This window comes from Pseudomonas sp. TH34 (assembly GCF_016650865.1).
GTDB lineage: Bacteria > Pseudomonadota > Gammaproteobacteria > Pseudomonadales > Pseudomonadaceae > Aquipseudomonas > Aquipseudomonas yamanorum.
Window position 1 is genome coordinate 157,941 of record NZ_JAEKFB010000034.1, and the last position, 16,044, is coordinate 173,984.

Genomic DNA, 16,044 nt, shown 5'->3' on the forward strand with positions numbered 1-16,044 from the left:
TCACGAAGGAGTTATCTTGGTTAGGGATCACTCACTACTTGTTAACCTAAAATCTTTTGATTTCAAAGCCTCACCAAATGCCCCCTCTTGGTGGTGATAGACGTCGGCCCTCTAACGGCAGGCATTTCCTACAAGGGGGCGACAGGCAACGCCATCACGAACAAAGTAGGTGGTCGCTTTGGCAGTCCATCGGTCGTATTTTCTATTGATCCTAACGCAGTGAATTGGGGCGGACGTTGGGGTACTAATATAAACGTAGAATTTGGTGGTTATAACAATTCTTAGGGGGTGGGTATGCGTAGTTTAAAAAGCCCGAGATTCAAAAAAATCAGGCCTCTAATTGCGATAGTGTTGATCGTCGTGATCGCAGGATTTGTGCTGAGGTACTACGAGGCAAAGGATGAGGCTAATATTGCGCTTCAAGAGTATTTACGCTCAAACCAACAGATCGCTACTCAGATAGGCAATGTCGCTTCCTTAACATTGCTGAAGCGGTTCACATATTATAAAAGTGACACTGAACCAGGTTTTCATCAGTACCTTTACTTGGTCAAAGGCGAGCATGGGTGCATGACTGTAGAAGTCAGAAGGATCGAGGGGAGTTCGCAGATTGTGATCAGTGATATACAGCAGTAGCAGTGCTGTTGAGAGCAGTAAGGAAGCTGAATTAATGCCTGTTTTGATTCTGGACTGGCAGTAAACACTCTTCTTGGCTTGCCAGCCATCTTTGAGGGGCCGGACAGATTGGAGGCTCATGCTTTGCGTACCGGTCTTTGTCGGATGGGTGAGCGCATGTTTTCCATGCCCACTCTCCCCGGAATTAGCGCGGTAGTTGAGATGGGGCGAATCGGCTCTAATTTTGTAGAGCATTGAATGACTGCTTTTGGCTGTTGGTGGACGCTGATGCTCCTTAGTCTCGAGCATAATCCCACGTCCAATCGAGGAGAAGCACAGCAATAACGGTGTCTTGAATTTCCCGAAAAAAGGCAAGGTTGCGGAAGCGATCCGAAAAATTGCGGAAGCAATGACCAAATCGCAGGCAATAAAAAACCCCGTAGACGTTAATCTACGGGGTTTTTAAGAGTGGAGGCCGAGGTCGGAATCGAACCGGCGTAGGCGGATTTGCAATCCGCTGCATAACCATTTTGCTACTCGGCCTCAAACGATCAATGCCTTACAACCGACATTAACCGCATACAAACTTGAGTGGGCTATGTGAAGCTTGCCTCTACTCTATCTCATTGAAAACATTGAAGTTTTTAATGCTTCAGTGCGTTCGATGGGCGCAATTATGTACTCATTTGCCAGGGCTTGCAACCCCTTGATTTCAAAAAATATTCTCTCAAGGGGCTTCGTTTCCCGGTGGGCTACCCTACCGCCCGGCTTCTTCCTTGTCACGGATAACCTGCAATTGGTACTGCGGGTCCGCCTTGATCTGCTGTTCGGTAAACGGCAGTGGGCTGAGTTTTTTCTCGGAAAACGCCTGGGTCTGGTCCTTGTAGTATTTCGACGCCGGGTCGCTGGACAGGGAGAACGCCAGTACGCCTTCGGCATTGGGGCCCTTCTCGTCGAAGGTCACGATCTGCAAGTAGCTGCTGCCGCTGACGACTTCGCGCTTGCCGTCAGCCCTTGGCACGCTTTGCATGGCGTTATACACGCCCAGCTCTTGCGGCCCGCCGTGGATCGGGGTCTGGCCCGAGACCTGTATGTCACCCCAGCGGCTGTCGGCGGTCAGCCCGCGTTTCGCAACGTCGGCGGCTGAGGCAAGCATCGCTTCATGCAGGGCATTGGCCACGCCTGCGCGTTCAATTGCCAATCCACGAGGCGTGGTTAGTGGTTGTGCCGGGTCGAAACCCACCTTCCATGCGTCGGGCGCTTGCGCCAGTTGCTCCGCGAGATTGATGAAGTGCACCAAGCCCAGGCCGCTGTCGAGGTTGGCGCGTTGGTCCCAGCTTTTCAGGCTGTCGCACACGGACTTCACGGCGGCGTCGGCGCCCGCGCAGTACTTGAGCAGGTCCGGCATGACTTGGCTGGCAAGATACACCTGGTTGTCCATGACCATCTTCTGCAAGTCGGCGGCCTTGATCGGCTGCTTGTCGAGTTCCTGCAAGCGCTGCAAGGCGAAACGGGCACGTGGGCCCAGGCCGATTTTCTCCTGGCTGATCACCGGCGAGAATCCGGTCAGCGGCGCCTTGGGGTTGGCCATCCACGCCGAGTCATTGGAGTGCTGCACGTAGTCGGTGCGCTGCAGTTGCGGCAGGTGATCGGCCGGGAAGATTCCGGCCTGGGCGGCACGCGGGTCTATATCCCAGGCGCAGGCGCTGCGGGAGCCGTCGAGCATGATGAATTGCAGGCCAACCCGGGGATCACTGCACTGCGCGAGTTTTTTCGCGCTGACGTTCGGTACCACCGACAGGTTCATGTACAGGCTCTGGCCCTGGTCGTCCGCCGCCAGGGTGTTGACCCACGGGATGCCTTGCAGGGTGTGCACCGAGTCTTGCAGCTCCTTGAGGTTGGCGGCGCGGTTCATCGCGTACCACTGTTGCAGAACGCGGTCGTTGCCCAGGTTGGCGTCTCGCAGGCTGAAGGCGTATTTGTTGTCCCAGTCCAGCTTGCCCGGCCACTGCACCACCGGGCCGAACTGCGAGCTGTAGACCGTGCGGGACTCTTCCTTGGTGCTGCCGTCGGCGGCTTTGACCTGCACCTTGATGCTGGTTTTATCCATGGGCACGGATTTGCCATCCAGCAGATAGCGGGTCGGGTCTTTCGGGTCCAGGGTCAGGCGGTACAGGGTGAAGTGCTTGGACGTATCCACGGTGTGCGTCCAGGCCACGTGCTGGTTGAAACCGATATTGATCACCGGCAGGCCCGGCAAGGCGGCGCCCATTACATCCAGCTGGCCGGGAATGGTCAGGTGCATCTCGTAGAAGCGCATGCCGCCAATCCATGGAAAATGCGGGTTGGCCAGCAGCATGCCGCGACCATTGAACGAACGGTCGCGGCCGACGGCGACGGCGTTGCTGCCGCGGTCGAGGGCAAAACGCTGTTGATTGGCTGCTGCGACCTCAAATGCCTTGGCATCCACCTGGGCGACGGCATTGGGCGGCGTGGCGCCCACCAGCGCTTCGGCAAACTGCCCGACGCCACCTTCCACCAGCAGCCGGCGAGTCACCTTGACCAGGTCTTCAGCCGTGATCGGCCGTACCCAGGCCGCCTGGCACTGCGCCGGCAAGCCTTGGGCGGTACGCTTCTTGAGGTAACGGTTGTAGCCGGCGACATACCCTTCAATGCGCTGCTGCATTGCCGGGGGTTGCGCCTTCCAGAATGCCGCAACGGCCTCGGGTGTGTTCAGCCAGGTGAAGAACACGTCGTTGGTCAGGTTATTGCGCCCTTCCTGGGTCGCCTGCTCGGGGCCAAAGTACTTGGCGCGCTCGCCGTTGACCGTCACCACTTCATTGGCCAGCAGGCACAGGTTGTCCTGGGCATAGGCATAACCGATGCCAAACCCCAGGCCGCGCTCATCGTTGGCGCGGATATGCGGGACACCAAAGCTGGTACGCCGAATCTCGGCGGTGGTCTGCTGCTCCTGCACCCGCGCCGTGGCCGAAACACTCAGCCCCAGCAACGCCCCAGCCACGCACACCCTGAACAACCCGTTGGAAATAATCACGCAGACTCCACAGCCAAATTAAAAACACCGTGACGAGGGACAGCTTCGCCAACACCTCAGTTAAGACGTAAATACCGGGAATAATTTAGCAGCCGCAGATGGTTATTCGGACATGCCGGTATGTCTCCAGGATGTTACCGACAAAATTTCTACATCCCGCGCTTCATGATTTCGGCTGCTCGTACGTCTTATTAACTAAGAGCGCCATCATTTTCCTGATCAGGCTCTGATAAGGAGTTTTTGCATGTACAACCCGCAACTGCCCACGGAAGGACACTCATCCATGCATGACGGAGGTTTTGGCTCCGGTAACCAAGCGTTCGGCAAAGCGCCGGAACATGGCAACCAGCGCATTCGTCATTTGCTCAAGTGTTTTGGCCTGCGCACCAGCCTGATCCGGCTGAAGGTCATCGACGCCCTGCTGACGGCCGCCGACAACCAGCGCACCCTCGGCGTGCGCGGCGTGCACAGCCATTTGCTGGAGCTGGGCATTCCGTTGTCGTTTCTCAGCGTGCGGGAGGTGCTCAAGCGCCTGTGCACCGAAGGCGTGATTACCCTGAACGCCGACAAGAGCTACAGCCTGCACGAGCAGGCTGCCAAAGTCCTGGAAGGCCGGGCCTGACTCAGAGGTTAGGCTTGACCTTGCGGCGCATCACACCGTTGATCACCACCACGGTGACCGCTACGGCAATCGCGATGTACTGGAACGTCTTTTCGCTGATGACCCCATTGTTCTGCAGGTAGGACAGGCCAAACATCGTCCCCAGCACCACCAGGGAGATCAGAATCGAGTATTTCAAACGTTGCTTTTGGGTCATGACGGGTTCCTGAAGCTAAAAAATTGTATCCACTTTGTATCGACTGCCACACCAAGCACATACCCATTGGCGGGGATGGATTGGGGTCGGCGGGGTCTCATGTTACAGGCGATGAAAAACTTTGGCTTGCCCAACGCCTGATTGAACCTGTGAGTACCCTAGAGGATTTTGAAATGCTTCGTCGAATCACACTGCTGATTCCCTTGCTGATCATGTTGAGCATGAGCGGCTGCATTATTTTCCCCCACGGCGGCGGCGGTTGGCATGACCATCGCTACTACGACGGCGGACCGGGGTATTACCATCGCTGATCGGTGATCCGTACATTTTCTGACAACTTGAACACTGTCCAGGCGGAGCCGCCCCCTGTTTCCGACACTCAGGAAGAGCGTCCAGGAAGCAGGGAGGTTTTCCTGAAAGGCGCATTCCTGAATGAGCGTGCCTCAAGGTGTTCACGATGACCTCAATAGTCAGCAACTCTGTTCTTTCCTCCACTACTTATCCGCCACCTCCCCCACCTCCGATACCACTCCCCGATATTCCGCCTTATCCCGATGAAACATTGCAAAGCGCAACGGAGGTTGAGGATCCCGCGGCTGACCCACCGCCCCCCGATGGCCCGAAAGCCCTGAAGGCCGCGCTGGCCGACCGAAAAAACTGGCAAACACTGGCGCAGCAGCTCACTGATGTCGCCACGGTGGTAGGGCCAAACCCGCCTTTTTTGGCGGTGCAGTCTGCGCTGAGAAGCCGGCTGATGGACCTCGCCCCCAGCTCTTCGTATCCCCCTCATAGTGCTAACGCCGTCAGTCTTGCGAACTTTCTCAAGGCTAATGGCCTGCCCGAGCCAACCACCCATGACGAGCTGCTGACCCTGGCGCGGGCATCGCTTGCAAGCTCACACCCCCATCCATGGGGAAATCTGGGCGGTGCCTTGTCTTGGCCCCTGCCCTTGAGCACACACCAGCAAAGCGAATTGCTGACAGCCGCCAGAGAGCATGTCGGTAGTTTTCAGCAAGCTAGCCATCAACGGGGACTCCTGGAGTTTCTGAACAGCAACCTGCCGCTCTCCGCCGACACCTCAAGCGATCCGGCCAAAGCACTGGAAGCCCTCATCGGCGCCCCCCGCGGCCAAGCGTTGGGAGAGGCCTTGCAGAACAAGCTGGAGAGCATTTCGACTGATAGCAGTGTGAATGATCACGTCCTGGCAGCCATCAACCTCGACCTGGATCAGGCGTCCATCACCCAACCCCGCCGCAACAAGGTGGCCGGATTCGACCTGTCACATAACCAATATTGGGGCAAACCCACCTCGGCGATTGTCGCCGGCCTGCACCAACACTTGATTGATACCGGTAAAACCTCACCTGCCAACGCCTCGCTGGGTGCCCACCTGCTGTTGATGCGGGCGGCGCCGCAGTTGCTGATCAAGGATATTCCCGACAGCGTGGTCTACGGCAGCCAGGCCTGGGCCAACTTGTGCATCGCGGCGGCCGCCGTCGAAGCCAAGTCTCCTGGAAGCGTCGCGAATATGAGCTTTGCCAAGGTGATGATCGCCGCTGATTCAAGTGGGCCCGCTCCCGAGTCAGCGCAAACGGCGGCGCTGTTGGATTGGGCCTTGGTCAACGGGGTGCTTGAGGCGAAAGACGACAGGCTTTACGAAAAGGCAGACATTGATACCGCCATGGACGCGTTCAACTATCAATTGGGCAAGCTGAAACACGCTTCCGGCCTGCTTGACGCCCCGGTACCCAGTCGCAAGCAGATGGCGCTGGACGCGCTCAAGGAAAAATTCGGCGAAGACGTGCCCTTTGAAGAGAAGGTCTTGCTCAAACCCAACAAAACCGCCAATAAAATGATCCCTCCTCGCGGTCCTTATTCCATGCTGGACCTGACCATGCAGGGCGAGAAAATAACGGCATCAGACTGGACACTCAAACCTGGCACGCACGGTGTCAACCTTGACGCCTTCGCCGCCTTTACCCAGGACCCCGGCGTCAACGTCCCCGTCACCTTTGACAACGCCATAAGCCAGACCATAAGCGACTATAAAACCGTCAAGAAATATTCCATCTTGAATGCCCTCGCCAACCTTCCACCGGAGGACAAAGAAAACCTGCGGCTAGGCAAGCTGAACTTCTACCAAGAAAAATCCTACAGAGTCAGCTGGACGCCATTCGCAGGCAAAACTCTCTTCCATACAAGCAAAAAAATACTGGTAACCACAAAACACCAGAACAAGCCGTCCACCTATGAGTTCGATACCGAAAAAGGCAGCATCAGAAAAGTCAGCAACACCCTCATCACGCGCCAGGACCAGAAGATCGCCAACGAAGTAACCCGAATAGAAGAGTTCTCCACCTTCGATTCCAAGCGCGACTACATAAAGCAAGAGAACCCGCGGGAGGGCTTCAACCCCAACCTGTTCAAAAACTTCCGGGCAGACTACCTCGCGGATTCAATCGTCGAGGGGCTCGATCTGGATGCCATCAGGCATCAAGCCGCCGGGACCACTCCGGATGAGCATAGAAGAGCCGTCGCCGACACCATCGGTAACTTTTTCCTCGACCTTATCCCTCTCAGGTCAGCCATCGTCAACTTGAGCAACGGAAACTATAAGGACGGGTTCTCTGACCTGGCATTTGATGCGTTTGGCTTTCTCACGGCAGGTGCGGGCGTCGCCGCCAAGGTCGGGAAAACCCTGAGCACTGCCAGCAGCGCGGCCAGCAAAGCCCTCAAGCTGAGCAAGATTTTCGGGGTTACCGCACTCTCGGAACTCAATCCGCTGAGCGGTCTTGGCGACTTGGCAGTCGGCGCGGGCAAACTCGCCATCAGCGGCGCAAACGCTGCCACCCAGGGCTTGAAGACACTCAAAGGCACTGCGAACAGTCGGGAGCTCGTCGCCGCTGGTAATCGATATGAGGCAGCCGCCACCGGCTCATTCCAGATGGGCGAGCAGACGGTCGAAGGCAGCGCGGTGCAGATCAAGGGCAAGTGGTACGCTTTCGACGCACAAAAGCACCAGCCGTACGGCAGCCCCCTGCAAGCGTTCAGTAGCGCTGATACGCTGGAGCCTTCCCCGAACGCCTATGCCACTTCGAGCCGGAACACTCATCGGTTTAACCCGATAAATACCGTTAACCGCCCACCTCGAATCAGGACATCGTTACCCGACGGTCAATACGTGGAAAGTTTGAAAGGAAGGCTCGAAGTAGACCATTTCAAGCCCGACACCCGTCAGGCAACGCTGGATAAGTTTCGGGTGGAAATGGAGGAATATTATGATGCGATCAAAGAGGGAGGCCTTCCGCCACGCCCGGTAATCCCCAATGTTCCCGTACCGATCCCCGCAGCCGCTCTCCTCACAGAAGCATTGAAAGCATCAAACGGCGTGGTGTTTGGAGAGTCTCACTCGCAGATGGCCAGCTTCAAGCTGCTCTACGACAACGTGGGCACGTTGAAGAGCCAAGGGGTAAAGAAGGTCTATTTCGAAGGGTATATCGACATGCCTGGAGGCGCGAAGGACGATGGTATCGGCATGCTTGGAAAATCCGGAGTTCCTCGCACGAACCCATCACTGGCGCAACTCAAGCAAAAACTTGAGGTTAACGGCATAGAGCTTTTACCGATTGATCATTATTATTTAACGCGACATAAACATGACAAGTCGCGCAGCACGACACAGTCGGGCGTCAACTCTGAACAACGGCTCAAGGAGTTCAACTACTACGCTGCAGAAACCATCCTGGCAAACTCGGGCACCGAAAAGTGGGTCGCGTTAGTGGGGAGCGCGCACATGAACACCTCCGAAGGTGTTCCCGGCTTGGCGGAACTCACGGAAGGCATTGGCATCGGGGTCTTTGACAACAAGAACATGACCTACAGCAACATCGGGCTTAAAGCAAAAAACCCTGTGCCAGACCCGAACCGGCCATTACAGCCCAACGATATTCCAGGCGACCTGCGCATCTACGTGAAACCCTGAGCACATCGCAAAGGCCCGGAAAGCCTCCGAGCCTTTGCATAAGGTGTTCACCCTCCATGCACCCAACGCTGATGCAACCACCGCGCAAACGCATCCAGGGCAAACCCCAACAGGCCGATCAGCAGCACCATCGCCATCAGCTCCGAGTAAGCCAGTCGGTCGCGAGTGTCGAGGATGTAATAACCCAGCCCGGCACTGACCCCGAGCATCTCGCACGGCACCAGCACGATCCACAGGATCCCGATGGCCAGCCGCACACCGGTCAGCACGTGCCCCATCACGCCGGGAATAATTACCCGGCGCAAGGTTTCCCAGCGTGTCGCGCTCAAGCTCTTGCTCAGTTGCAACCAGCGTGGATCAAGCTGACGCACACCCGCCGCGGTATTCAGCAGAATCGGCCACACCGCCGCGAACGCCAGCAGGAAGTAGATCGGCTGGTCGCCCACCCCCATCAACATCACAACGATGGGCATCCACGACAGCGGCGAGATCATCCGCAGAAACTGGAACGCCGGCGTGGTCGCCGCCTCCAGCTTGCGCGAACTGCCCACCAGCAAGCCCAACGGCACGCCAATCAGCAATGCCAGGAACAGCCCGACGAAGATCCGCTTAAGGCTCACGGCAATGTTCAGGTACAGCTCGCTGCGCCCCAGCAATTCCCACAGGCTGGCGAGGGTCGCCGACAGCGAAAACCGCGCAGACAAACCGTCCGCGCTGCCGAACACCTTCACCCCCAGCCACCAGAGCAACAACAATCCCGCCAGCCCACTCAAGCCAAGCAACCAGCCCGGCAAGCCCAAGGTTTTGCCGTTATTCAAACGCCAATCTCCTCGTGCCGCTCGAAGCCTTCCGGTAAGCCGAAGGTCTTCATGCCGCCCACCGCTGCGATGGCGTTGCGCACGAAGCGGTCGTCCACCAGGTCCTTGGCGACAAACGCCGGGTCCAGGTCGGCGAGGAATTTCTTGTCGCCCTCGATCAGCGTGTCTTTCAGGCGGCGCACCAGTTCCTCGGTGTAGCTGGGGAATGGATACGGTTGGAAGTCGATGCGGTGCTCGTCCCAGTTGGCGTGCTGAATCGCGCCGTCGGCCAAGTACGCCGCACGGTCGCTGGCAGCCGGTGCCAAGACTTTACGCAGCACCGGTTCAGCATGCGGGGTGTAGCGATTTTCGCCGTCCTTGGACAGCAGTTTCACCGCCTCTTCACGGTTGTCGCGGGTCCAGACCTGGGCCTTGACGATCGCATTCACCACCTTCTGCGACCATTCCGGGCGGTTGGTCAGGTCGTGCTCGTGCATGAACACCACGCAGCACGCATGGTTGCGCCACACGTCGCCGGTAAAGCGCTGCACCCGACCCACGTTGAGGTTTTCCGCCAGGGCGTTGAACGGCTCGGCGACGATGTAGCCGTCGATGCGTTTGCTGGCCAGGGCCGGCGGCATGTCCGAGGGCGGCAACACGATCAGGTTGACCTCGTTGGCGGCAATCGCGCTACCCGCCGCACGGGCCACCGGGGTCAGGCCGTTGTCACGGAACAGCTGCTGCACCACGACGTTGTGGATCGAGTACCAGAACGGAATCGCCACCGACTTGCCGCCCAGTTGCTTCACATCGGTAATGCCCGGGGACACGGTCAAACCCGAGCCGCCCACGTGGTTCCAGGCCACGACCTTGGCCGGGACCTTGCTGCCGTAACGCGCCCAAACCGTCATCGGCGACAACAGGTGAATCACGTTGACCTGGCCGGAAATAAACGCCTCGATCACCTGGGCCCAACTGCGCAGCAACACCGGGCGCTCGGCCTTGATGCCTTCGGCTTCGAACAGCCCGTTGTTGTGGGCCACCAGCAGCGGCGTGGCGTCGGTGATCGGCAAGTAGCCGATGCGTACCGGTGCGTCCGGCTCACTGGCCGCGCGAGCCTGCAAACTGCTGAGCAGTGGCAAGGCACCGGCGGCACTGAGCACGGCCGAGAGTTTGAGAAAGTCACGGCGCGAGTGAGTGAGGTCATCCAGACACATGGCAAGGCTCCAGCAGTTCAGGGGGTTGGGGTTCGGTGCGGCTCGCCCGCCGTAGGGTTTTGAGAATGTCGATGCGCAGGGTGCCGATGGCTTCCACCTGTTCTTCCCGCGGTTGCGGCAGGTCGATGCGCCATTCGCCGAGGGTCCGCGCCGGGCGGTTACCCAGTAGCAGAATCCGGTCGGACAACAGCAGCGCCTCGTCAATATCGTGGGTGATCAGCACTGCGGCCGAACCTTGCTCGCGATTGACCTTGAGCAGCAGGTGCTGCATGTCGGCACGGGTCACTTCATCCAGGGCACCGAAGGGTTCGTCCAGCAGCAATACCTGCGGCTGGCGGGCCAGGCAGCGGGCCAGCGCCGTACGCTGGGCCATGCCGCCGGACAGCGCCGCCGGGAACTGCTGCCGGGCGTGTTCCAGGCCCACTGCATGGATCGCGTGGTCGACCCGGTTGCGTCGTTCTTCAGGACTGAGGTGCGGTTGGCGGGCAAAGTCCAGGCCGAAGGCGACGTTCTTTTCCAGGCTCAACCACGGCAACAGGCTGGGGTCCTGGAACGCCACCGCCACCCGCGGATGCGGGCCATTCAACGGCTCGCCCAGCAGGTGAATGCTGCCGCCCTGGGGCGCCTGCAAACCGGCAAGCACCCGCAGCAGGCTGGACTTGCCAACGCCGCTGGGGCCGAGGATCGACACCACTTCGCCGGGCTGCAATTGCAGGTCGAACCCTTCCAGCACCGAGTTGCCCCCATAGCCCAGGCAAATTCCCCGGGCATGCAGTACCGCCTGGCTCATAGATTGGCCTGACGGTTCAACTCGGTGCGCAACTGCACCAGGCTCGGGGTCACGATCGGCACAAACGCCGACTCGCGCCAACGCCGGGCGAAACCGCTGCCGTGGGCAGTCAGGTAGGCCTTGCCGCCGCTGGCTTGCAGCTCCAGTTGGACGGCGCTGGCGGCAATTTCCGCGAGAGCAATGCGCAGGCGGAACAACGGTACCGGCTCGGTCCCGAAGCGGCCGCTCAGCAAACCTTTCTTGAGGTCGTTGACCGCCTGTTCCAGCGAGGTGCGCAGCACTTCCAGCTCTTCACGCAATACGGTGCGGCTGGAGCCCAGGTGATTGGCCACCTCCGCCAGCGAGCGTCGCGCCAGGCCGATGGACATGCCGCATTGCAAGCCGAGAAACGCCGGGCGCACGGCCGGCAGGAACTTGCGGGCATCCTCATGCAGCAACCAGTCGCGGCTCAGTTCCACGGCTTCAAAGCCGAGGGCTGCGGTATTGCTCGATTGCAGGCCCAACAGCTCCAGGTCACGGGAACGTTGCAGGCCGGACACTGAGTCAGGGATCGCCAGGATAAACGGCGCGCCGCCCTGGGCATGCTCGATGGCGGCGGCCACCACAAACCCGTTCTTGCGCAGATTGGTCACCCAGTGCAGGCGGCCATTGAGGTTCCAGCCGTCATCCGTCGGCTCGGCGCTGATTTGCAGCGACTCGATGCCGGACAAAAATTTCATCGCGTTGGACAGCCCGGTAGCCCCGGCCAGTTTGCCACTCAGCAGGTCCGGCAGCAGTTGCTCACGCAGGCGCTGATTCGGGCTTTGCAGCAGATACTCGATAAACGAGCGTTGGCCCCAGCACACAAACGCCGACGCCAGGGAATGACTGGCCACATCGGCGATGGCCTCTATCGCGCCCGTGACATCGCCGCCCAGACCGCCAAGGTCCTTGGGCACACCGATACGTAATACATTGGCCTCTGCCAGCCGTGGCAGCACTTCCTGCGGATCGCAACTGCCCACATCCAGGGCCTGCGCTTGAACATCGAGCCAACGGCTCAAGATTGGGTCAAGCATTCATGTTTCTCCTTGTTACAGCATGTTTACATCGCGAACGCTTGCGCGCCTTCAGCTTGCCGGTTTTTCCCAACGGTACTGCGCCAGCTCCGGGTTGAGCGGAGTCCGCGCAAACACGTTGGCGAAATTGCACAGGGTGGCCAGGCTGACGCCCAGAATAACCTCAAGCGCATGACCATCGGTGTAGCCCGCTTCACGGAACGCGGCGTAGCCGGCGTCGCTGACATCACCACGGGTGGCGATCACTTCACGGGTGAACGCGGCCAGTGTCTCATAACGTTCGTTGGGCAGTTCGCCACGCTGGCGCAGGGCGTCGATCACGTCTTCCGGCAGCTTGGCCTTGTTGCGCGCTACGGCAGTGTGCCCGGCGACGCAGAAATCGCAACCATGGTTGGTGGCGGCAATCAGTTGCACCACCTCACGGTCGGCCAGGCTCAGGTCGGACTTGGCGTTCAGGCCGGACACGGTGATGTAGGTTTCCAATGCTGCCGGGGCATTGGCCAGCACCGCCAACAGATTGGGGATGAACCCGGAACCCTTCAGGGCATTTTCCAGAAAGGGCTTGGCCGCTTCAGGGGCGGTTTCCAGGGTTAGCATCGGTACGCGGGACATGGAGTGGTCTCCTCATGGATTCGTGTACCAAGTCTGTTGGTTATAAAAAATCCGCTCAATAGTCTAAAGTAGCGATTACTTGCTCTAGAGTCTTTCCGTTAGATGAATTCGTCCAGTTCGCTCGTCGATTGGTTATTAGATAGCCTCGAACTCAACACCAGTCTGTTTCACGTCGGGCGTTACTGCGGCGACTGGCACGCCAGCACCCATGGCCTGGCGAGCGCGAGTTTTCATCTGGTGGTGCAAGGGCAGTGCTGGATGCACATCGATGGCGACCCGACCCCTTACCCACTGAACAACGGCGATGCGGTGTTCCTGTTGCGGGATCTCGTGTACCGCTTGTCCAGCGATGGCACCGCCGCCGGTGCCCAGGAGTGCCCGCGCAAGCCAATGGTGCCACTGGACAGCCAGGCGAATGACGGCGTGGGTTTGGTGTGCGGGTTCTTTCATTTCCAGTCCGGGCTGTCGGCGATGATTGTCGACACCCTGCCCGCCTGGATCATTTTGCGGGCCGGTGACCCTTCGCTGACCGCCGCGCGCAACCTGTTCGAACTGATCCTGCAGGAATGCGAGCGCACGCCGGCGCCCTCGCCCGCCCTGCTGGAGCGCCTCTGCCACCTGTTGTTCTTGTACGTGCTACGCCAACAGGTGCTGGACAACACCGACCTCGGCGGCCTCGCAGCGCTGGCCCGGCAACCGGCGTTTGCCAACCTGCTGGAACAGTTGATTGCACGCCCCGCCGATCCCTGGACCCTGGAAAGCATGGCAGCCTGCACCGGTTTGTCCCGCTCGGCGTTCTTCAAGCGCTTCAATGAACTGTGCGGGCAGTCGCCGGGGCAAGTGCTGTTGATGATGCGCGTGCGCCACGCCTGCCAGCTGTTCAAGCAAGACCAGACGGTGGCAGACGTGTCCCTCGCCGTGGGTTATCAATCGGTCGCCGCCTTTACCCGCGCCTTCCATAAAGTCACCGGCATCCAGCCCGGCGCCTACCGCAAGGCTCAAGGCTGACGCTGCAACCCGTTGCCCGGCCGGGCGCAAAGCTCCACCAGCCAATCGACAAATACCCGCACCCGTTGCGACAGCTGGCGATGGGGCGGGTACAACGCGGTGAGCGGCAACTTCGGCGGCGGCTGATGCGCCAGCACCTCCACCAGCGTGCCCGCGTCCAACTGGCGAACGGCGTGGTAGTAAGGCGTCTGCACCAGGCCGTAACCCGCTTCACAAGCCGCCAGGTAGCCATCGGCACTGTTGACCGCGACTTGCTTGGGCAGGTCGACCAAACGGATGTCGTTGCCGATCTGAAATTCCAGACCATAACGTTTGCCGCTGGTGCTGGAGAAATACTCCACCACTTGATGGCCGCCCAACTCATCCAGCGTCGATGGCACGCCGAACTGCTGCAAGTACCCGGGACTGGCGCAGGTCACCTGATCCATCATTGCCAGCGGCCGGGCCACCAGTGACTCGTCCAGCGCCAGGCCGCCGCGCAACACGCAGTCCACGCCTTCACGGATCAGGTCCACCGGGCGGTCGTTGAGGCCGATTTCCAGATCAATCTGCGGGTAACGCGTGGTGAACTCGGGCATTGCCGGAATCACCAGGAACCGCCCGATCCCGGAGGGCATATCAATACGCAACGTGCCGCGCGGGTTGCGGCGGCTGGTGGAGAACACCGCCTCGGTTTCCTCAAGGTCCGCCAACAGGCTCACGCAACGTTGGTAGTAGGCGGCACCGTCCAGGGTCGGGCTGACCTGGCGCGTGGTGCGCTGCAACAGTTGCACCCCAAGGTGCGTCTCCAGTTGCTTGATCAGGATGGTCACCGAAGCGCGCGGCAGTTGCAGGCTGTCGGCCGCCCTGGCAAACCCGCCCAGTTCGACAATCCGCACGAACACTCGCATCGCATTAAAACGGTCCACGGGCCGACATCCTTCAGGGATTATTTAGAATTTCATAATAGTGATAGTGGTTTTAGCCGGTTTATCCCGCTTTTGTCGAGGGCAACAATGGAGCCCTTCCCACACAGGAGCTGGACCCATGCACACACGTCAACTCGGTAAAAACGGCCCCCAGGTATCCGCCATCGGCCTCGGCTGCATGGGCATGACCGATTTCTATACCACCGGCACCGACACCGCCGAAGCCATCGCCACTCTGCACCGCGCCCTGGAACTGGGGATCAACCTGCTGGACACCGCCGACATGTACGGCCCTCATACCAACGAAGAACTGATTGGCAAAGCCATCGCCGGCAAGCGCGACCAGGTCTTTCTCGCCAGCAAGTTCGGCATCGTGCGTGACCCGGCGAACCCGGCGTTGCGTGGAGTAAATGGCCGTCCGGAGTACATTCGCAACGCCATCGACGGCACCCTGAAACGCCTCGGCGTGGAAACCCTGGACCTCTACTACCAGCACCGCATCGACCCTGAAGTGGCGATTGAAGAAACCGTCGGCGCCATGGCCGAACTGGTCAAGCAAGGCAAGGTGCGTTACCTGGGCCTGAGTGAAGCGTCGGCGGCCACCCTCGAACGCGCTCACAAAGTACATCCCATCAGCGCCCTGCAAAGCGAATATTCGCTGTGGAGCCGCGACCAGGAAGACAACGGTTGCCTCGCGGCCTGCCAACGCCTGGGGATCGCATTTGTGCCTTACAGCCCACTGGGTCGTGGCTTCCTGACCGGCGCGCTGAAAAGCCCGGATGATTTTGCGGCGGATGATTACCGCCGCTTCAGCCCGCGTTTCCAGGGCGAAAACTTTGCGAAGAACCTGCTGCTGGTGGACCAGGTACAAGCCCTGGCTGCCGACAAGGGCGTGACGGCCGGGCAACTGGCGTTGGCCTGGGTGCTGGCGCAAGGGGATTACCTGATCCCGATCCCGGGGACCAAGCAACGCAAGTACCTGGAAGAGAACGTCTCGGCATTAGAGGTCAAGCTGAGCCCGGCCGAGTTGGCGGCGCTGGAGGCGATCTTCCCGGCCAATGCAACGGCAGGGCTGCGTTACCCGGAAGCGGTTATGCAGATGCTGGATAAATAATCCTGCCACTCTGGACCGGGGCTGGCTCGCCAGCTCCGCGCCTTAAATCCCTGCCCTGGGTTTTCTTGCA

13 protein-coding genes and 1 tRNA gene are annotated in these 16,044 nt (G+C 59.5%); 5 read left to right on the forward strand and 9 right to left on the reverse strand.

The features are described from left to right. Positions 1–1,084 precede the first annotated feature (1,084 nt). Both JFU58_RS29155 and pvdQ read right to left on the reverse strand, forming a co-directional pair. Positions 1,085–1,158 (reverse strand) — tRNA-Cys (locus JFU58_RS29155). Between the two features lie 214 nt (positions 1,159–1,372). Then, entirely contained in the window at positions 1,373–3,670 is a 2,298-nt protein-coding gene (gene pvdQ, locus JFU58_RS29160) for a bifunctional acylase PvdQ (RefSeq protein ID WP_201142946.1), read from the reverse strand. Positions 3,671–3,914: 244 nt separating this feature from the next. On the opposite strand from pvdQ, the gene JFU58_RS29165 reads away from it, so the two are divergent. Beyond that, on the forward strand, positions 3,915–4,292 hold the full coding sequence (locus JFU58_RS29165) for a hypothetical protein (protein WP_063030685.1): 378 nt from the start codon (positions 3,915–3,917) through the stop codon (positions 4,290–4,292). A 1-nt stretch (position 4,293) separates the two neighbouring features. On the opposite strand, the gene JFU58_RS29170 is transcribed toward JFU58_RS29165, so the two are convergent. Continuing rightward, positions 4,294–4,488 carry a hypothetical protein gene (locus JFU58_RS29170; protein WP_010171562.1) on the reverse strand — a complete coding sequence of 65 codons (195 nt, stop codon included), beginning with the start codon at positions 4,486–4,488 and terminating at the stop codon, positions 4,294–4,296. 173 nt (positions 4,489–4,661) lie between these two features. Here JFU58_RS29170 and JFU58_RS29175 point away from each other — a divergent pair, with 173 nt between their 5' ends. Together JFU58_RS29175 and JFU58_RS29180 are read left to right on the forward strand one after the other, a co-directional pair. Beyond that, complete coding sequence (locus JFU58_RS29175) at positions 4,662–4,799, forward strand: hypothetical protein (protein WP_010171564.1); 138 nt, start codon at positions 4,662–4,664, stop codon at positions 4,797–4,799. Between the two features lie 146 nt (positions 4,800–4,945). Further along, complete coding sequence (locus tag JFU58_RS29180; protein ID WP_242488348.1) at positions 4,946–8,470, forward strand: membrane-targeted effector domain-containing toxin; 3,525 nt, start codon at positions 4,946–4,948, stop codon at positions 8,468–8,470. 47 nt (positions 8,471–8,517) lie between these two features. On the opposite strand, the gene JFU58_RS29185 is transcribed toward JFU58_RS29180, so the two are convergent. Genes JFU58_RS29185 through JFU58_RS29205 form a run of 5 tightly spaced genes read right to left on the reverse strand, consistent with a single transcriptional unit; the run spans position 8,518 to position 12,944 of the window. Beyond that, the gene (locus JFU58_RS29185) at positions 8,518–9,270 is read right to left on the reverse strand and encodes an ABC transporter permease (protein WP_172834573.1); all 753 of its coding nucleotides are present in this window, start codon (positions 9,268–9,270) and stop codon (positions 8,518–8,520) included. Positions 9,271–9,284: 14 nt separating this feature from the next. Then, the gene (locus JFU58_RS29190; protein WP_063030691.1) at positions 9,285–10,484 is read right to left on the reverse strand and encodes an ABC transporter substrate-binding protein; all 1,200 of its coding nucleotides are present in this window, start codon (positions 10,482–10,484) and stop codon (positions 9,285–9,287) included. After that, positions 10,471–11,274, reverse strand: a complete 804-nt coding sequence (locus tag JFU58_RS29195) for an ABC transporter ATP-binding protein (RefSeq protein ID WP_201142947.1) — start codon at positions 11,272–11,274, stop codon at positions 10,471–10,473. The genes JFU58_RS29190 and JFU58_RS29195 overlap by 14 nt, the downstream gene beginning before the upstream one ends. Beyond that, positions 11,271–12,332 carry an acyl-CoA dehydrogenase family protein gene (locus tag JFU58_RS29200; protein ID WP_017477604.1) on the reverse strand — a complete coding sequence of 354 codons (1,062 nt, stop codon included), beginning with the start codon at positions 12,330–12,332 and terminating at the stop codon, positions 11,271–11,273. The genes JFU58_RS29195 and JFU58_RS29200 overlap by 4 nt, the downstream gene beginning before the upstream one ends. Positions 12,333–12,383: 51 nt before the next feature. Then, complete coding sequence (locus tag JFU58_RS29205) at positions 12,384–12,944, reverse strand: carboxymuconolactone decarboxylase family protein (protein WP_017477603.1); 561 nt, start codon at positions 12,942–12,944, stop codon at positions 12,384–12,386. A 102-nt stretch (positions 12,945–13,046) separates the two neighbouring features. Between JFU58_RS29205 and JFU58_RS29210 the strand changes: the two genes are divergently transcribed. Beyond that, positions 13,047–13,952, forward strand: a complete 906-nt coding sequence (locus tag JFU58_RS29210; RefSeq protein ID WP_201142948.1) for an AraC family transcriptional regulator — start codon at positions 13,047–13,049, stop codon at positions 13,950–13,952. Here JFU58_RS29210 and JFU58_RS29215 read toward each other — a convergent pair. After that, positions 13,943–14,860, reverse strand: a complete 918-nt coding sequence (locus JFU58_RS29215; RefSeq protein ID WP_201142949.1) for a LysR substrate-binding domain-containing protein — start codon at positions 14,858–14,860, stop codon at positions 13,943–13,945. The two genes, JFU58_RS29210 and JFU58_RS29215, sit on opposite strands and share 10 nt — an antisense overlap. 118 nt (positions 14,861–14,978) lie before the next feature. On the opposite strand from JFU58_RS29215, the gene JFU58_RS29220 reads away from it, so the two are divergent. Then, complete coding sequence (locus tag JFU58_RS29220; protein WP_201142950.1) at positions 14,979–15,974, forward strand: aldo/keto reductase; 996 nt, start codon at positions 14,979–14,981, stop codon at positions 15,972–15,974. The last annotated feature ends 70 nt before the right edge of the window (positions 15,975–16,044 follow it).